Consider the following 16,384-nt stretch of genomic DNA (forward strand, 5'->3'; position numbering starts at 1 on the left):
GATATAGCCGTGCTTGTCGGTGATGACTCCGGCGGCATCGAGGCCGAGATCGTCGGTGTTCGGCTTGCGGCCGGTGGCAATCAGCACATGGCTCGCATCGATCCTCGCTGAATCGGTGGCGACCGTTATTCCGTCGCTGCTCTTGGTAAAGGCGATGTCGCTGGCGCCGGTATGAATGTCGATGCCCTCCGAGCGCAGGACATCGGCGATCGCGTCGGATATATCCTCGTCCTCGCGCGACGCGAGCTTCGGACCATGCTCGATGACGCTGACTTCGGCGCCGAAGCGGCGATACATCTGCGCGAATTCCAGCCCGATATAACTGCCGCCGATCACGGCCAGATGCCGTGGCAGCGTGTCGAGATGGATGATCGAGGTGCTGGTGAGGTAATCGATATCGCTGACGCCTGATAGCTCGGGGATGACGGGGCGCGCGCCGACATTGAGGAAGATGCGCGGTGCGGTCAGCGTCTCGCCGTTGACGCTGACGGTCTTCGGGCCCTCGAAGCAGGCATGGCCGTAGATCACGGTCATGCCGTCCATGCCGGCGAACCAGCCGATCAGGCCGTTGCGGGCATTCATGGTCACCGTTTCGGCGCGCGCCCTGACCACCTTCATGTCGATGGCGATCTCGCCCGGGAGATTGACGCCGTAAACGGCGCCGTTTCTTGCAACATGGGCGGCGCGGGCACTGGCGACCAGTGTCTTTGTCGGCATGCAGCCGGCATTGACGCAGGTGCCGCCGAGGAATTTGCGCTCGATCAGCGCGACCTTCATGCCCTCTTCGACCATCCTGGCGGCAAGAAACGGGCCGGCCTGGCCGGCGCCGATAACGATGGCGTCGAAGCTTTTCATGCGACGGCCCCCACGATCAGCACCGCGCCGATGACGGCGACGGCATCCTCGATGAGCGCGGCCGGCAGATCCTTGCCGAAGGAGGCGGCAAGCCTGCTGCGGACGGCGGCGCCACCATATGTGCCGATGACGGCGCCGATCACGCCGGCGATCAGCCCGCCGAAGAGCAGGCTGCTGGCGGCGCCGATCGTGGCGCCGGCCAGCGCGCCCGAGACGATGCGGGCGCCGAATTGCATCGGCACCTTGCGCGACGGCGTGGAGGGCAACTGGTCGGCGATCAGTTCGCCGATGGCGAGAACCGTGAAGATCCACGGTGTCCACTGGTAACCCATGAAGGCAAGCGGCGTCTGCGAGACATCAAACCATCCAAGCGCCGCGGCCCAGGCGACGGCGGCGGGCGCAGTCATCGTGCGAAGCCCGGCAATGACACCAATCAGCAATGCAAGAAGCAGAAACATGCACGACCCCCGTTTTGCCGGCGCTTACGTCGTCAGGAAGGTTGCACATTGTCAGGCGCGTGGCAATTCGCCCTTTCGCGCCAAAGGGCTAAAGCGCGTCGCAACGAATCTCAATCATGCGACGCGCTTTAGGTCTCTGTTTTATGCATGCCGTTGTCCCAAAACCGCTGCACACTTTTGGGCGGCATGCATTAGAGCGCCGTGCGTCCTTTCGGACGCACAAAGGACGCTCTAACATCCTTGAATCTACGCATTCGTGCTTTCCGAAAATCGATTTCGATTTTCGGGCCGATGCGCTAGTTCGCAAAGGCGGCAATGCCTGTTATCGCCCGGCCGATGATCAGCGCGTGGATGTCGTGCGTGCCCTCATAGGTGTTGACCACTTCGAGGTTGACGAGATGGCGGGCGATGCCGAATTCGTCGGAGATGCCGTTGCCGCCGAGCATGTCGCGGGCCGCCCGCGCAATCTCCAGCGCCTTGCCGCAGCTGTTGCGCTTGAGGATCGAGGTCAGCTCCACCGGCGGATGGCCTTCCTCTTTCATGCGGCCAAGCCGCAGGCAGCCCTGAAGGCCGAGCGAGATCTCCGCCGCCATGTCGGCGAGCTTCTTCTGGATCAGCTGGTTGGCGGCAAGCGGCCGGCCGAACTGCTTGCGCTCCAGCGTATATTGCCGGGCTCTCGCATAACAATCCTCGGCAGCACCGAGTGCGCCCCAGGCGATGCCGAAACGGGCCGAGTTGAGGCAGGTGAAGGGTCCCTTGAGGCCGGTCACATCAGGCAGAAGGTTTTCCTCCGGCACGAAGACCCCGTCCATCACCACCTCGCCGGTGATCGAGGCGCGTAAGCCCACCTTGCCGTGTATCGCAGGCGCCGAAAGTCCTTTCCAGCCCTTTTCGAGGATGAAGCCGCGGATGAGGCCGTCCTCGGTCTTTGCCCAGACGACGAAGACATCGGCGATCGGCGCGTTGGAGATCCAGGTCTTCGAGCCGGTCAGGCTGTAGCCGCCGTCGACTTTTTTGGCGCGTGCCGCCATCGAGCCGGGGTCGGAGCCATGATCGGGCTCCGTCAGGCCGAAGCAGCCGATCCATTCGCCGGTGGCGAGTTTCGGCAGGTATTTCAGCTTCTGCGCCTCGGAACCGAAGGTTTCGATTGGCACCATTACGAGCGAGGACTGGACGCTCATCATCGAGCGGTAACCGCTGTCGACCTTTTCGACCTCGCGGGCGATCAGGCCGTAGGCGACGTAACCGAGACCGGCGCCGCCATAATCCGGCGAGATCGTCGGGCCGAGCAGGCCGAGTTCGCCCATTTCGCGGAAGATATCGGGATCGGTCTTTTCATGGCGGAAGGCGTCGAGAACGCGGGGCGCAAGCTTTTCCTGCGCATAGGCGTGGGCGGTGTCCTGCACCATGCGTTCTTCGCTGGTCAGCTGCTCCACCAGGCGGAACGGATCGGCCCAGTCGAAAACCTCGCGCGTATGCTGCATGGCGGCGTCTCCTCACCCTTAGTTCAGGCTTGCCTCACTCAAGTTGGCCATAGACCCGCCAGCCGACCGCGTCAACAGAGAGTCGCCAGCCGAAAAGACAGGCCGCGCCATCTTTTCAAAAGCGTCGGCATGATCCACTTTGCCCACGATCGATTCTGGAACGAGGAGGCGGAAATGTCGTCAAGCGATCTGTTCGTATCGGCCGAAGGCGCCGAATGGGTCAATCCCGAGCCCGGCGTCGTCAGGCGCATCATGACCTATCTGCCCGAGATGATGATGGTGGAAGTGGCCTTCGAAAGCGGCGCGGTGGGTGCGGCTCATTCGCATCCGCACATCCAGGCCAGTTACGTCGCCGAAGGCAGTTTCGAAGTGACGATCGATGGCCGGACCGAGGTGCTGGAACAGGGCGGCAGCTTCATCGTGCCCCCCAATCTGGTCCACGGCGTCAAGGCGCTGGAAAAGGGTCGGCTGATCGATACTTTCACTCCGCATCGGGCCGAATTCCTGAAGTAATCAGGTTTCCACCTTTGCCCGGCGCGCCGGACCGGCGGCGGTGACATAGGGCGGCACGAAGCGCGCATCCTCGCCGTGCACCGCCTCGCGCAGGAAATCGATGACGGCGCGCACGCGCGGCGCCTGTTTCAGGTCGCGGTGGCAGGTGATCCAGTAATGGCGCTTGAGGTCGATCTCGTCGGGCAGCACGCGTACGAGTTCGGGGTAACGGCTGGCGAAGAAATAGGGCAGGATGCAGAGGCCGAGGCCGTTTCGGGTGGCAGTGAGCTGCGCGAAGATGCTGGAACTCTGGAATTGCGGCTTGATGCGCGGATGCACGTCGCCGAGATAATCCAGGCCCGGCGCGAAGATCATTTCTTCGATATAGCTGACGAAGGGATGCTCAAGGAGGTCGTCCCGGCAGGTGATCGGCGCGGCCTTCGCCAGATAGTCGCGCGAGCCGTAGACCTGCAGGTGGTAGTCAGTCAGCTTCTCGGCGAAATAAGCCCCGCCCTTCGGCTCGTCGAGAACGACGGAAAGATCGGCCTCCTTGCGCGACAGTGACATGATCTGCTGGATCGTCACCAGTTCGAGCGACAGATGCGGATGCTGGGCGGCAAACTGCGGCAGCACGGTTGCGAAGAAGAAATTGGCAAAACCCTCCGGTGCGCTGAGCCGCACCAGGCCGCGCTGCGCCATCGAGCCGGCGGCAAGATCGGCGCGCAGCCGCTCGGTCTCCTGCTCCATCTTCTCGGCCGTCTCGACAAAGCGCGTGCCCATGGCGGTCAAGACGTAGCCGCGCGGATTGCGCTCGAACAGCTTGACCTTGAGGGTGAACTCCAGTCGGTCGATGCGGCGTGAGACGGTGGCATGGCTGGAGCGCAGCTGGCGGGCCGCCGTCGACAGCTGTCCAGTGCGGGCGACGGCTAGAAAAAACTGCAGATCGTCCCAAGTAAACTGCGGTGGATTGTTCATCGCGATCCTCTCTGTTCAAAAACGAACAGATACTGTTTGGAATTAGTTGTAAATCACCCGTTGCCTCAGGGCGGAATTTCCGTGATCGTAAGGTGAGGGTCCGTCGTTCTGAGGAGGACGACTGGCCAAATTTGAACAGATCCGCAATCTGGCCAATCTCTGGGAGGAGAGAATATGCGTAAGAATCTCATTGCATCAGTTGCATTTCTGCTTGCGAGCAGCACTGCGGTGCTCGCGCAGAGCGCGACCGACGGCAAGGTCAAGATCGGTATCCTGAACGATCAGTCGGGCGTCTATGCCGATTTCGGCGGCAAGTCCTCCGTCGAAGCCGCCCAAATGGCAGTCGAGGATTTCGGCGGCAAGGTGCTTGATGTGCCGGTCGAGATCGTCAATGCCGACCATCAGAACAAGGCGGATATCGCCTCCAACATCGCCCGCCAGTGGTACGATACCGAGCAGGTGGATGCGATCATGGAGTTGACGACGTCGTCTGTGGCGCTCGCCGTGCAGGCGATCGGCAAGGAGAAGAAGAAGATCGACATTGTCACCGGTGCGGCGACGACGGATCTCACCGGCAAGGCCTGCTCGCCTTATGGCTTCCATTGGGCCTACGATACGCATGCACTGGCCGTCGGCACCGGCGGCGCGCTCGTCAAGCAGGGCGGCGACAGCTGGTTCTTCCTGACCGCCGACTATGCCTTCGGCTACTCGCTGGAGCAGCAGACCAGCGATTACGTCAAGTCGAGTGGCGGTACGGTCGTCGGCGCCGTCCGCCATCCGCTGTCGAGCCAGGACTTCTCGTCCTTCCTGCTGCAGGCGCAATCATCAGGCGCCAAGGTGATCGGTCTTGCCAATGCCGGCCTCGACACCTCGAACGCCATCAAGCAGGCGGCCGAATTCGGCATCACCCAGGGCGGCCAGCATCTGGCGGCGCTGCTCTTCACGCTCGCCGAAGTGCATGGCCTTGGCCTCGAGGCGGCGCAGGGGCTGACGCTGACGGAAGGCTATTACTGGAACCGCGACGACGAAAGCCGCGCCTTTGCCAAGAAGTTCTTCACCCGTACCGGCAAGATGCCGAACATGGTCCATACCGGCACCTATTCGGCGGTGACGCAATATCTGAAAGCGGTGCAGAAGGCCGGCACCGACGAAACGGAAGCCGTCGCCAAGCAGCTGCATGAAATGCCGGTCGATGACGTCTTCGGCCGCGGCGGCACGGTTGGCGCCAATGGCCGCATGATCCACGACATGTATCTGCTGCAGGTCAAGAAGCCTTCCGAGAGCAAGGAGCCGTGGGATTACTTCAACGTGCTCGCCACCATTCCCGGCAAGGAAGCCTATATCGATCCCGCCAAGAGCGGCTGCAATCTGGTGAAGTAAGCACGATGGCGGTTTCCGCAATTGAAACTCAGGAAAAGCCGCGGGTGGTATTGTCCGCCCGCGGCCTGCGCCGCGATTTCGGCGGCTTCACGGCCGTCAAGAACGTCGATCTTGATGTGCATGACGCAAGCGTGCATGCGCTGATCGGCCCGAACGGCGCCGGCAAGACGACGGTCTTCAACCTGCTAACCAAGTTCCTGCAGCCGACAGCAGGCACGATCACGCTGATGGGCGTAGACATCACGAAAACGCCGCCCGACAAGGTGGCCCGCATGGGGCTGGTCCGCTCCTTCCAGATCTCGGCGGTTTTCCCGCATCTGACCGTGCTCGACAATGTGCGTGTGGCGCTGCAACGGCCGAACAATCTTTCCACACAGTTCTGGCGGCCGCTTTCCGCACTCGACCGACTGAACGAGCGCGCCGAGCAATTGCTCGCCAGCGTCGGGCTGTCCAAGGAGCGCGATCACATCGCCGCCGATCTTTCCTATGGCCGCAAGCGCGTGCTGGAGATCGCAACCACACTGGCGCTCGATCCCAAGGTGCTGCTGCTCGACGAACCGATGGCCGGCATGGGGCAGGAGGATGTCGGCGTCGTCTCCTCGATCATCCGCGAGGTCGCCCGCGACCGCGCCGTATTGATGGTCGAGCACAATCTCTCCGTCGTCGCCAATATCTGCCAGCATGTCACCGTGCTGCAGCGCGGCGAGATCCTCGCTGAGGGCGACTATGCCACTGTCAGCCAGGACGAGCGCGTGCGTGTGGCCTATATGGGCACGGAGGAGCATTGATGGCCACTCTCCTCGAAGTCCAGGGGCTCAATGCCTGGTACGGCGAAAGCCATGTCCTGCACGGCGTCGACATGCGCGTGGCCGAAGGCGAGACGATCACGATTCTCGGCCGTAACGGCGTCGGCAAGACGACGACGCTGCGCACCATCACCGGCATCGTGCGGGCCCGGAAGGGCAAGATCAGTTTTGACGGCAGCGATATGATGCAGGTGCCGCTGCACAAGACGGCGCATCGGGGCATCGGCTTCGTGCCGGAGGAGCGCGGCATCTTCTCGACGCTGACCGTTTCGGAAAACCTGCTGCTGCCGCCTGTCGTGGCAGGGGGCGGCATGACCCTCGACGAGATCTACGAGCTCTTCCCGAACCTTTACGAGCGCCGCGGCAGCCCGGGCACCAAGCTATCCGGCGGCGAGCAGCAGATGCTGGCGATCGCCCGAATCCTGCGCACCGGCGTCAGGCTGCTTATTCTCGACGAACCGACGGAGGGGCTTGCCCCCGTTATCGTCCAGCGTATCGGCGAGGTGCTGCAGACGCTGAAAGGACGCGGCATGACAATCCTGCTCGTCGAGCAGAATTTCCGTTTCGCCAGCCGTATTGCCGATCGCTTCTATCTGATGGATCATGGGCAGATGGTGTCGGAATTCCCGGTCGGTGAACTGCCGCAGCGTATGGATACGCTGCACAAGGTCCTGGGAGTGTGACCAGATGACGATGATCTTCGGCATTCCCCTGCAGGCGCTGTTCGGCCAGCTGCTGATCGGCCTGATCAACGGCTCGTTCTATGCGCTGCTCAGCCTCGGCCTCGCCATCATCTTCGGCCTGCTCCGGGTAATCAACTTCGCCCATGGCGCGCAATATATGCTCGGCGCCTTTGTCGCCTATCTGCTGCTGACTTATGCCGGCATCGGCTACTGGCCGTCATTGATCCTGGCGCCCGTTATCGTCGGCCTTGCCGGTGCAATCATCGAGCGGCTGTTCCTGCGCCGGCTCTACGATCTCGATCCGCTCTACGGCCTGCTCTTCACCTTCGGGCTGGCGCTCTCGGTCGAGGGCACCTTCCGCTATCTCTATGGCTCTTCCGGCCAGCCCTATGCAACGCCGGCGGCCCTTGCCGGCGGGGCCAACCTCGGCTTCATGTTCCTGCCGATCTATCGCGGCTGGGTGGTGGTCGTCTCGCTCGTCGTCTGCCTCGGCACATGGCTACTGATCGAGAAGACCAAGCTCGGCGCCTATCTCAGGGCGGCCACTGAAAACGCCGTGCTGGTGCAGGTCTTCGGCGTCAACGTGCCGGTGCTGTTGACGTTCACCTACGCGCTCGGCGCCGGCCTTGCCGCCTTTGCCGGCGTGCTGGCGGCGCCGATCTACCAGGTCTCGCCGCTGATGGGCTCGAACATGATCATCGTCGTCTTCGCCGTGGTCGTCGTCGGCGGCATGGGATCGATCATGGGCGCTATAATCACCGGTTATGTGCTCGGCATTGCCGAGGGCCTGACCAAGGTCTTCTATCCCGAGGCGTCCAACATCGTGATCTTCGTCATCATGGCGATCGTGCTTCTTATCAGGCCCGCGGGCCTCTTCGGACGGGATGCTTGACATGGCTGACATCACCGAAACCATCCGAACGGACAAAAGCCGGACCGCCCTTTCGGTGCAGGCGGGTTTCCTGCTCGCCGGGCTGCTGCTCCTGCTGCTGGCGCCGTTCTTTTTCTATCCGATCTTCCTGATGAAGCTGCTCTGCTTCGCGCTCTTTGCTTGTGCCTTCAACCTGCTGCTCGGCTATACCGGCCTGCTGTCCTTCGGCCATGCCACCTTCTTCGGCGGAGCTGCCTATTTCACCGCCTATACGGTGAAGGAATGGGGCCTGCCGCCGGAACTCGGCATCCTGATCGGCGTGGCGGGTGCGGCGTTTCTCGGGCTCGTCATGGGCTTCTTCGCCATCCGCCGCCAAGGCATCTATTTCGCGATGATCACGCTGGCGCTGTCGCAGATGTTCTTCTTCTTCTGCCTGCAGGCGGAATTCACCGAAGGCGAGGACGGCATTCAGTCGGTGCCGCGCGGCCACCTCTTCGGCTTCATCGATCTGAACATCTCGATCAACATGTATTATTTCGTGCTGGCCGTCTTTCTCGTCGGCATCCTGATCATCTGGCGCTTTATTAATTCGCCCTTCGGCATGATCCTCAAATCGATCCGCGAGAACGAACAACGGGCGATCTCGCTCGGTTATTCCGTAGCGCGCTACAAGCTCGGCGCCTTCGTCATGTCGGCGGCGCTTGCAGGGCTCGCGGGCGCGGTGAAATCGATCGTTTTCCAGTTCGCGACGCTGACCGACGTTGGCTGGCAGATGTCGGGCGAGGTGATCCTGATGACGCTGCTCGGCGGCATCGGCACGCTGATCGGCCCGCTCTTCGGCGCCGGGCTGGTGGTGGTGCTGGAAAATTACCTCGCCACCTCGGAATTCCCGGTGACGATCATCACCGGCATCGTCTTCATGGTCTGCGTGCTGATCTTCCGCCGCGGCATCATCGGCGAATTCTACGCCTCGCGGCTAGGGCGGAAACTGGGCTTCGTCTATCGCCGCTGAACGGGCGGGCCTCTCTCTTCTCGGGAAAGAAACCCTCTATTCCGGGAAAAGAGACGGGCGGCGGCGCTGCGACTCTTCCTCTCCCCGTGCTGCGGGGAGGGGGAAGCGGCAAGCATCTGGAGTCTCGTGCGGGGCATGGATCGTTACGACTACATCATCATCGGGGCAGGCAGCGCCGGCTGCGTGCTCGCCAACCGGCTGTCTGCCGATGGCCGGAGCCGGGTGCTGCTGCTCGAAGCCGGCGGCAGCGACAACTATCACTGGATCCATATTCCGGTTGGTTATCTCTATTGCATCAACAATCCGCGCACCGACTGGTGCTTCACCACTGCGCCGGAAGCAGGGTTGAACGGCCGGGCGCTGAGCTATCCGCGCGGTAAGGTTCTCGGCGGCTGTTCATCGATCAACGGCATGATCTACATGCGTGGCCAGGCGCGCGATTACGACCTCTGGCGGCAGATGGGCTGCAGCGGCTGGGGCTGGGATGATGTTCTGCCCTTCTTCCGTAAGTCCGAGGACTTTTATCGCGGCGAAGACGAGATGCATGGTGCCGGCGGCGAATGGCGCATCGAGAAGGCGCGCGTGCGCTGGGCGGTGCTCGATGCCTTCCAGCAAGCGGCCCGGGAAGCCGGCATTCCGGAAACCGCGGATTTCAACCGCGGCAGCAACGAGGGCTCCGGCTATTTCGACGTCAACCAGCGCTCCGGCATTCGCTGGAACACGTCGAAGGCCTTCCTGCGGCCGGCGATGAGGCGCTCCAACCTCACCGTGCTCACCAAGGCGCAGGTCCGGCGGCTGCTGGTGGAGGAAGGCGCCGTTGCCGGCGTCGAGTTCCAACATCGTGGCGTGGCAAAACGCGCCTATGCCGCCAAAGAAACCGTCCTATCAGCCGGTTCTATCGGCTCGCCGCATGTCCTGGAACTGTCGGGGATCGGCAAGGGGGAGGTTCTCAGACATGCGGGCGTCGAGGTCGTCACCGAGGTCAAGGGTGTCGGGGAGAACCTGCAAGACCATCTGCAACTGCGTCTGGCCTATAAGGTGACGGGGGTTCCGACGTTGAACGAGAAGGCGACGAAGCTGATCGGCAAGGCGGCGATCGGGCTCGAATATCTCGTCCGCCGCTCCGGACCGATGGCGATGGCGCCGAGCCAACTCGGCATCTTCACCCGATCGGGTCCGGACCGGGAAACGCCCGACCTGCAATATCATGTGCAGCCGGTCTCGCTGGAAAAGTTCGGCGATCCCGTTCATCCTTTTCCGGCGATCACCGCGAGCGTCTGCAATCTCAGGCCGGAAAGCCGCGGTTCGGTGCATCTGTCGAGCCCCGATTTTGCCGCCCAGCCGACGATCAGCCCGAAATACCTCTCGACGCAGCGCGATCGTGACATAGCTGTTCGTTCAATACGGTTGACGCGCAGGATCGTCGCGCAGCCTTCGTTTGCTCGTTACAGGCCGGAGGAATTCAAGCCGGGGCCTGCCTATCAGACGGAGGCCGATCTGGAGCGGGCGGCGGGCGAGATCGGCACGACGATCTTTCATCCCGTCGGCACCTGCCGCATGGGCGCCGACAGGGACAGCGTTGTCGATCCCAGGCTGAGGCTTCGGGCGCTCGGCAAGCTCAGGATCGCTGACGCCTCCGTGATGCCGTCGATCACCTCGGGCAACACCAATTCGCCGACCATCATGATCGCCGAAAAGGCGGCTGCGATGATCCTCGAAGACAATCGATAGGAGAAGATCATGGCAAGGATCGCATTCATCGGCCTCGGCAACATGGGTGGACCGATGGCCGCCAATCTGGTCAAATCAGGTCACGAGATTTTCGGTTTCGACCTCGCGGCTTCGGTGCTGAAGGCTGCCGAGGAGAGCGGCGTCAAGCCGGCAAGCCATGCCAGCCAGGCGGTCAAGGACGCGGAGATCATCATCACCATGCTGCCGCAGGGCAGACACGTGCTGACGGCCTGGACCGATATCCTGCAGTCCGCCGCGCAAGGCACGCTGGTCATCGATTGCTCGACCATCGATGTCGAAAGCAGTCGCAAGGCGCATGAGATGGCCAAGGCCGCCAGCTGCCTGTCGCTCGACGCCCCGGTCTCCGGCGGCACGGGCGGGGCGACCGCGGGCACGCTGACCTTCATGGCCGGCGGCTCGGAAGACGCCTTCGCCAAGGCAAAACCAATCCTCGAGGCTATGGGAAAGAAGATCGTCCATTGCGGCGAGGCCGGCGCCGGCCAGGCAGCGAAGATCTGCAACAACATGATATTAGGCATCTCGATGGTCGGCGTCTGTGAAGCCTTCGTGCTCGCCGAAAAGCTCGGCCTCTCGCATCAGGCGCTGTTCGACGTCGCATCGACCTCGTCGGGCCAGTGCTGGTCGATCAACACCTATTGTCCGGTGCCCGGACCGGTGCCGACCTCGCCGGCGAACAATGACTACAAGCCAGGCTTTGCCGCGGCTCTGATGCTGAAGGATTTGAGGCTTTCACAGGAAGCGGCGCTGGCGAGCGGCGCCTCCACGCCACTCGGCGCGGAAGCAGCGCAGCTTTATGCGCTCTTCGAGAAGCTAGGACATGGGGGGAGGGACTTTTCCGCGATCATCGAGATGTTCCGCGAGAAGGCGTAAGCAGCACGCCGTGAACCGCTCAGCCATCATTGCTGAACCTCCTTTCGCGAAAGCAGCCAGATGAGATAGGGGCCGCCGATCAGCGCTGCGAAGAGGCCGACCGGCACCTGGTAGGGGTAGATGACGACGCGCGACAGCCAGTCCGCCGCCATCAGCACGCCGGCGCCGAAGAGAAGGCTCGCTGTCAGCTGGTGGCCCGGGGCGCGGAAGCCGGCAAGGCGGGCAAGATGCGGCGCAATCAGGCCGGCGAGGCTGAGCGGCCCGACCAGGAAGGAGGCGATCGCCGTCATCAGCGCGGCGAGGACGGCAAGCGCCAGTCGGCTTGCCCCGACATGAAGGCCGGCAGCGCGGCTGGGGCCGGCGCCAAGCGGCAGGATCGTCAGCCAGCGGCTGAGGAAGGGCAGGGGCGCTGTCAGCACGACGAGCGAGATGATGGCCGTCCAGGCTTCGAAGGCGCCGGCGCGGTTGGTCGAGCCGGAAAGCCAGGTGAGCAGGATATAGCCGCGCATATCGCCCTGGGCGAGCACCATCGTCACGATCGCCATGGCAAAGGCGCCGATGCCGACGCCGGCCAGCAGCATGCGTTCCGGCGAGAATTGGGCGCGGGCTGATATGGCGATCATCGCAAGGAAGGCGGTCAGCGCGCCGAGCGCCATGGCAAGCAGCATGATGATGGGCGAGGGGAAGCCGAAGAGGAAGAGCGCCACGGTCAGACCCGCACCGGCGCCGCTGCTGACGCCCAGGACTTCGGGGCTGGCGATCGGATTGCCGGTGACGCGCTGCATGATGAAGCCGGCTGCCGCCAGCATGGCGCCGGCCCCAGCCGCGACGATCGTTCGCGGCAGTCGGAAGGGCAGGAGATCGGTCAAGAGCGAGCCGGTTGCGACATGCCAGCCGTCCTCGGCCGGGCCGAGGGTAAGGACGACGGCAAAGATCAGGGCGAGGGCAATAAAGAGCGCGCCAAGGGCCAGAAGCGGCTTGGCGAGCCTGTTCAGCGATGCAGCCGACTGAGCGGCAACGGCGGAAACGGAATGCACTCGCGGCAGCAGGAAGAGCAGCAGCGGGCCGCCGAGCAGCGCGGTTGCGGCGCCGGTCGGCGCGAGATCGGTGAAACCGGGGCCGAGGATCTGGGTGAGGCAATCGGTCAGGAAGAGCAGGCCGGCGCCGGTCAGCGGCGCTGTCAGCATCAGCTTGCCGGTGCTGCGCGCGCCGGCAAGCCTTGCGATCGCCGGGGCTGCGAGCCCGACGAAACCGATCACGCCGACCTCTGATATCACCGAGGCGGCAAGCCAGACGGCGAGCGCGACGATCGCCAGGCGGGTCGAATGCAGGGCAAGGCCGAGGCTCCTGGCACCGCTGTCGTCGAGGGCAAGGATGCGGAGCGGCCGCACCAGGAGAAGAGCGGCGGCAAAACCGAGGATAAGCCGGGGCCTGAGCGAGAGCACGCCGTTCCAATCCTGCTGACTGAGCGAACCGGCGCCCCAGATATGGATCGACATGGCATATTCGCCGCGCGACAGGATCAGCGTGACGCTGAGGGCCGAGGCGATCAGGCTGACGATCAGGCCGGAGAGTGCCACGGTTACCGGATCGAGCCCGCGCCGCCAGCTCAAAGCCAGCACAATGGCGACAGCCGCGAGTCCGCCGCCGAAAGCGGCCATCTCGCGCGAAAATCCGATGAGCAGGGGCGAGAAGCCCGTTGCCGCCGTCATTGCCAGTTCCGCCCCGGAGGCAATGCCGAGCGTGGAAGCATCGGCGATCGGATTGCGCAGGACACGCTGCAGCAATGTGCCGGAAAGGCCGAGTGCCGCGCCGGCGATCAATGCCAGCATGGCGCGGGGCATGATGCTGTTCCAGAGCAGCACCCCGTTCAGCATGGCTGCGTCGGCATCGCCGTGCGGAACCTCAGGACGCGTTACGATGAGGAGTGCGAAGGCCGCAATGCAGAGTAGGGGCAGTAATATCGCGAAGACGGGCGCGCCGGTGCTTCCTACGGGCTTGGCGCGGCTAACCATTCCATGCATGTTGAAGCCCCTCCGCCAGAAGATCGGCAAAGCGGCCGGCCGCCGGCAGTGCGCCGTAGGGATTGATCGAACCGAGCATCAGCACGCGTTTTTCGCGCACAGCCGGCAACGCATTCCAGAAGCTGCTGGTCGCGAGCGCGGCGAGTGCATCGGCCGGCTGTGGCGGGATCATCACGATCCAGGCGTCAGGCATCGATGCCAATATCTCGATGCCGACGGGGGCTGCGGCCGAGTAGCTGGTCTGAGCCCGCCAGGCATTGGTGAGGCCGACGCGTTTCAGCACCTCGCCGAACATGCTGTCGGAGCCGAAGACGCGGAAATGCCTGGCATCGCCAAGATTGATCGGGATCACCGGCCGCCCGTCGCCGGCGGCAAGGAGAGCTCGGTAGCGGTCGAGCCTGGCTGCAAGCTCTTCGGTCAACTGTCTGGCAGCGGCAAGCTGCAGACGCTCGCCGATTGCAAGTGTGGCCTGTTCGGCCAGCGCGAAGGGGCTTTCACCGGGTTTGTAGATCGAATGGCTCTCGACCGGTGCGACCCCGCGCATGCGTTCGTCTGCCCAGGCATAGAAGTTCGAATTGAAGATCAGGTCCGGCCGTGCAAACCGCAGCACCTCGAAATTCGGCGTGCCGCGCAGGCCGAGATCGGCGGTCGTAGCGGGCACGTCAGGCGTGACCGCTACCTCGCGGAATTGCCGCAACTCTGTTGCCGCAACGACGTTCGCCCCGATTGCCAGCAGGGTTTCGAGCAGCGCCCAGTCGAGCGTCGCGACGCGCGAGCTCTCCGCCGCCCGCACGCGCGCGCGGGTGGAGAGCGAAGCCGCCGCACTGGCCAGAAACTGCCTGCGGGAGAAGAACGCCAAAAAAGCCATGGCCTACAACAAATAGCTGACCGGCTCGTTTCGAACCGGATGGGGGAAGACGCCCATGCCGACGCCGAAGATCGACTGCAGCGTGTCGGCCTGCATGATCTCGGAGGGCGTGCCCTCGGCAGTGATCCGGCCGCGGTTGAGCGCGATGATCGCGTCGCAATAGCGCGCGGCGAGGTTGATATCGTGCAACACGATGATGACGGTCAGCCCGCGTTCATGGCTGAGTTCCTTGACCAGCGAGAGAACGCTGGCCTGATGGGCGAGGTCGAGAGCCGACGTCGGCTCGTCGAGCAGCAGGCAGCGGGCGTCCTGGGCGAGCATCATGGCGATCCAGGCGCGCTGGCGTTCGCCGCCGGACATGCTGGCGACGAGACGATCGGCAAATTCCTCGAGCTCGGTGCGGACGATCGCCTCCTCGACCATGTTGCGATCCGTTGAGGTGAAGCGGCCAAGCGTGCCGTGCCAGGGAAAACGGCCGAGCGCCACAAGTTCCCGCACGGTCATCCCGTCGGTCGCCGGCGTGAATTGCGGCATGTAGGCGACGTGCCGGGCAAAGGCCCGGCTGCCCCAGTCACCCGCCGGCTTGCCGTCGAAGGAGATGGCGCCGGATTTCGGCGCGACCTGGCGGGCGACGATCTTCAAAAGCGTGCTCTTGCCGGAACCGTTCGGCCCCACCAGTCCGTAAATGCGGCCGCGTTCAAGCGTCAGGTCGATGCCGGACAGGATAGATTTCGGCCCGATGGCATAATCTATCGCCGACAGGGCAAGGAAAGGCGAGGGCATGGTCTGCTCCAGGTTCGGCGCTGCAAACGGGTTCGGGAGGGCAGGCCCTCCCTTTCCCCACAGGTTCCTGCAAAACTAAACTAAGATGTCAACTTACCACTTCCTGCTGAGCTTGAAGGTGACGGTACGGGCATCGCCGTAACCGCAGACGGTCAGCCCGCCGCAACCCTTGACGTATGCCTTGTCGAAGAGGTTCGCGACATTGAGCGAGGCCCCCCAGTTTTCCTTCTCGTAACGGATCGCAGCGTCGACGAACGTGGCGGCGGGCACCTTCTCGGTATTGGCCTCATCGGCCCAGGACCAGCCCTGATGGCGGACGCCGGCGCCAAGGCTCATGCCCTCGAAAGCCCCTGTCGTCAGCGTGTAGTCGACCCAGAGAGAGGCGGTCATCTTCGGGACGATATAGGGTGAATTGCCGACCAGCGCCGGATTGGCGTCGTTCTCCATCACCTCCATGTCGGTATAGGCGAGCGATGCGAGAACCTTCCAGTTCTCGTTGATATTGACCTTGCCTTCGAGTTCAGCGCCGCGCGAAACCACCTCGCCGAGCTGGCTCTGGGCGAAGGTCAGCGGATTGGTCACCGTGTTGTTGCGCTTGGTGATGTGGAAGACCGAGGCGGTCAGCGAGCCGTCGATGAAGGCCGGCTCATACTTGATGCCGCCTTCGAACTGCTCGCCCTCTTCCGGCTTTAACGCGCCGGAAACACCGGTGCCGACGAGCGGGTTGAAGAAAGTCGCGGCACTGACATAGGGCGTCATGCCGTTGTCGAACTCATAGGCAAGGCCGATGCGGCCGCTGAGCGCGCTGTCGTTGGTACTGTAGGTCGTGCCGATTACGGCGTCCTGGTCGATATCGACATAGTCGTAGCGGCCGTTGAGCGTCAGCAGCCAGCCATCGCCGAAATGGATCCGATCCTGGGCGTAGACACCGATCTGGTTCTTGGTGACGACGCCGTCCGCATAGACGAAATTGGCGCCCTGTGTCGTGCCATAGATGGGATCGGTTGCGCTGATCGAATTGGAGCCGCAGCAGGCCTGCCAATTTTCCAGGCGGTAATAGGTGTAGTCGAG

At 63.3% G+C, this 16,384-nt stretch carries 16 protein-coding genes; 8 read left to right on the forward strand and 8 right to left on the reverse strand.

The window, feature by feature from the left end; translation table 11 throughout:
* From FY112_RS26845 to FY112_RS26855, 3 genes are all read right to left on the reverse strand, one after another.
* Nucleotides 1-855: FAD-dependent oxidoreductase (locus FY112_RS26845; RefSeq protein WP_246700751.1), on the reverse strand; the 855-nt coding region annotated here is incomplete at its 3' end.
* A complete protein-coding gene (locus FY112_RS26850) occupies nt 852-1,313 on the reverse strand; it encodes a DUF4126 family protein (protein WP_017958003.1) in 462 nt (153 codons plus the stop codon). The genes FY112_RS26850 and FY112_RS26845, both read right to left, overlap by 4 nt.
* Nucleotides 1,314-1,609: 296 nt before the next feature.
* Entirely contained in the window at nt 1,610-2,797 is a 1,188-nt protein-coding gene (locus FY112_RS26855) for an acyl-CoA dehydrogenase (protein WP_017958004.1), read from the reverse strand.
* A gap of 174 nt (nt 2,798-2,971) precedes the next feature.
* Between FY112_RS26855 and FY112_RS26860 the strand changes: the two genes are divergently transcribed.
* Nucleotides 2,972-3,310 (forward strand): cupin domain-containing protein, encoded by a 339-nt coding sequence (locus tag FY112_RS26860; protein ID WP_151519683.1) that lies wholly within the window; start codon nt 2,972-2,974, stop codon nt 3,308-3,310.
* Here the strand turns inward: FY112_RS26860 and FY112_RS26865 are convergent, their stop codons facing one another.
* Nucleotides 3,311-4,264 (reverse strand): LysR family transcriptional regulator, encoded by a 954-nt coding sequence (locus tag FY112_RS26865; protein ID WP_017958006.1) that lies wholly within the window; start codon nt 4,262-4,264, stop codon nt 3,311-3,313.
* Nucleotides 4,265-4,438: 174 nt separating this feature from the next.
* On the opposite strand from FY112_RS26865, the gene FY112_RS26870 reads away from it, so the two are divergent.
* From FY112_RS26870 to mmsB, 7 genes are all read left to right on the forward strand, one after another.
* Nucleotides 4,439-5,644: an ABC transporter substrate-binding protein gene (locus FY112_RS26870; protein ID WP_077980144.1), complete on the forward strand. Its 1,206-nt coding sequence runs from the start codon at nt 4,439-4,441 to the stop codon at nt 5,642-5,644.
* A 5-nt stretch (nt 5,645-5,649) separates the two neighbouring features.
* On the forward strand, nt 5,650-6,432 hold the full coding sequence (locus FY112_RS26875; protein WP_017958008.1) for an ABC transporter ATP-binding protein: 783 nt from the start codon (nt 5,650-5,652) through the stop codon (nt 6,430-6,432).
* On the forward strand, nt 6,432-7,133 hold the full coding sequence (locus FY112_RS26880) for an ABC transporter ATP-binding protein (protein ID WP_065283788.1): 702 nt from the start codon (nt 6,432-6,434) through the stop codon (nt 7,131-7,133). The genes FY112_RS26875 and FY112_RS26880 overlap by 1 nt, the downstream gene beginning before the upstream one ends.
* 4 nt (nt 7,134-7,137) lie before the next feature.
* Nucleotides 7,138-8,025: a branched-chain amino acid ABC transporter permease gene (locus FY112_RS26885; RefSeq protein WP_017958010.1), complete on the forward strand. Its 888-nt coding sequence runs from the start codon at nt 7,138-7,140 to the stop codon at nt 8,023-8,025.
* A 1-nt stretch (nt 8,026) separates the two neighbouring features.
* The gene (locus tag FY112_RS26890; protein ID WP_017958011.1) at nt 8,027-9,016 is read left to right on the forward strand and encodes a branched-chain amino acid ABC transporter permease; all 990 of its coding nucleotides are present in this window, start codon (nt 8,027-8,029) and stop codon (nt 9,014-9,016) included.
* Between the two features lie 135 nt (nt 9,017-9,151).
* Nucleotides 9,152-10,747, forward strand: coding sequence for a GMC family oxidoreductase N-terminal domain-containing protein (locus FY112_RS26895; protein ID WP_026158391.1), 1,596 nt, complete (start codon nt 9,152-9,154; stop codon nt 10,745-10,747).
* A 9-nt stretch (nt 10,748-10,756) separates the two neighbouring features.
* Nucleotides 10,757-11,638 (forward strand): 3-hydroxyisobutyrate dehydrogenase, encoded by an 882-nt coding sequence (mmsB, locus tag FY112_RS26900; RefSeq protein ID WP_094088668.1) that lies wholly within the window; start codon nt 10,757-10,759, stop codon nt 11,636-11,638.
* 26 nt (nt 11,639-11,664) lie between these two features.
* Here the strand turns inward: mmsB and fhuB are convergent, their stop codons facing one another.
* The 4 genes from fhuB to FY112_RS38070 all read right to left on the reverse strand — a co-directional run.
* Nucleotides 11,665-13,653 carry a Fe(3+)-hydroxamate ABC transporter permease FhuB gene (fhuB, locus tag FY112_RS26905; protein WP_151519695.1) on the reverse strand — a complete coding sequence of 663 codons (1,989 nt, stop codon included), beginning with the start codon at nt 13,651-13,653 and terminating at the stop codon, nt 11,665-11,667.
* Complete coding sequence (locus tag FY112_RS26910; RefSeq protein WP_151519684.1) at nt 13,646-14,530, reverse strand: ABC transporter substrate-binding protein; 885 nt, start codon at nt 14,528-14,530, stop codon at nt 13,646-13,648. The genes fhuB and FY112_RS26910 overlap by 8 nt, the downstream gene beginning before the upstream one ends.
* 3 nt (nt 14,531-14,533) lie before the next feature.
* Nucleotides 14,534-15,313: an ATP-binding cassette domain-containing protein gene (locus tag FY112_RS26915; RefSeq protein ID WP_151519685.1), complete on the reverse strand. Its 780-nt coding sequence runs from the start codon at nt 15,311-15,313 to the stop codon at nt 14,534-14,536.
* Between the two features lie 93 nt (nt 15,314-15,406).
* Nucleotides 15,407-16,384 (reverse strand): TonB-dependent receptor (locus FY112_RS38070; protein WP_246700752.1); only part of this gene is annotated, 978 nt, incomplete at its 5' end.

Origin of the sequence: Rhizobium sp. PEPV16, from assembly GCF_008919455.1 — a bacterium.
Lineage (GTDB): Bacteria > Pseudomonadota > Alphaproteobacteria > Rhizobiales > Rhizobiaceae > Rhizobium > Rhizobium leguminosarum_Q.

Bases quoted from the DNA above. Each gene is read 5' to 3' on its own strand.
- FY112_RS26850 (WP_017958003.1), bottom strand. From the start codon at position 1,313: ATGTTTCTGCTTCTTGCATTGCTGATTGGTGTCATTGCCGGGCTTCGC.
- FY112_RS26855 (WP_017958004.1), bottom strand. From the start codon at position 2,797: ATGCAGCATACGCGCGAGGTTTTCGACTGGGCCGATCCGTTCCGCCTG.
- FY112_RS26860 (WP_151519683.1), top strand. From the start codon at position 2,972: ATGTCGTCAAGCGATCTGTTCGTATCGGCCGAAGGCGCCGAATGGGTC.
- FY112_RS26865 (WP_017958006.1), bottom strand. From the start codon at position 4,264: ATGAACAATCCACCGCAGTTTACTTGGGACGATCTGCAGTTTTTTCTA.
- FY112_RS26870 (WP_077980144.1), top strand. From the start codon at position 4,439: ATGCGTAAGAATCTCATTGCATCAGTTGCATTTCTGCTTGCGAGCAGC.
- FY112_RS26875 (WP_017958008.1), top strand. From the start codon at position 5,650: ATGGCGGTTTCCGCAATTGAAACTCAGGAAAAGCCGCGGGTGGTATTG.
- FY112_RS26880 (WP_065283788.1), top strand. From the start codon at position 6,432: ATGGCCACTCTCCTCGAAGTCCAGGGGCTCAATGCCTGGTACGGCGAA.
- FY112_RS26885 (WP_017958010.1), top strand. From the start codon at position 7,138: ATGACGATGATCTTCGGCATTCCCCTGCAGGCGCTGTTCGGCCAGCTG.
- FY112_RS26890 (WP_017958011.1), top strand. From the start codon at position 8,027: ATGGCTGACATCACCGAAACCATCCGAACGGACAAAAGCCGGACCGCC.
- FY112_RS26895 (WP_026158391.1), top strand. From the start codon at position 9,152: ATGGATCGTTACGACTACATCATCATCGGGGCAGGCAGCGCCGGCTGC.
- mmsB (WP_094088668.1), top strand. From the start codon at position 10,757: ATGGCAAGGATCGCATTCATCGGCCTCGGCAACATGGGTGGACCGATG.
- fhuB (WP_151519695.1), bottom strand. From the start codon at position 13,653: ATGGTTAGCCGCGCCAAGCCCGTAGGAAGCACCGGCGCGCCCGTCTTC.
- FY112_RS26910 (WP_151519684.1), bottom strand. From the start codon at position 14,530: ATGGCTTTTTTGGCGTTCTTCTCCCGCAGGCAGTTTCTGGCCAGTGCG.
- FY112_RS26915 (WP_151519685.1), bottom strand. From the start codon at position 15,313: ATGCCCTCGCCTTTCCTTGCCCTGTCGGCGATAGATTATGCCATCGGG.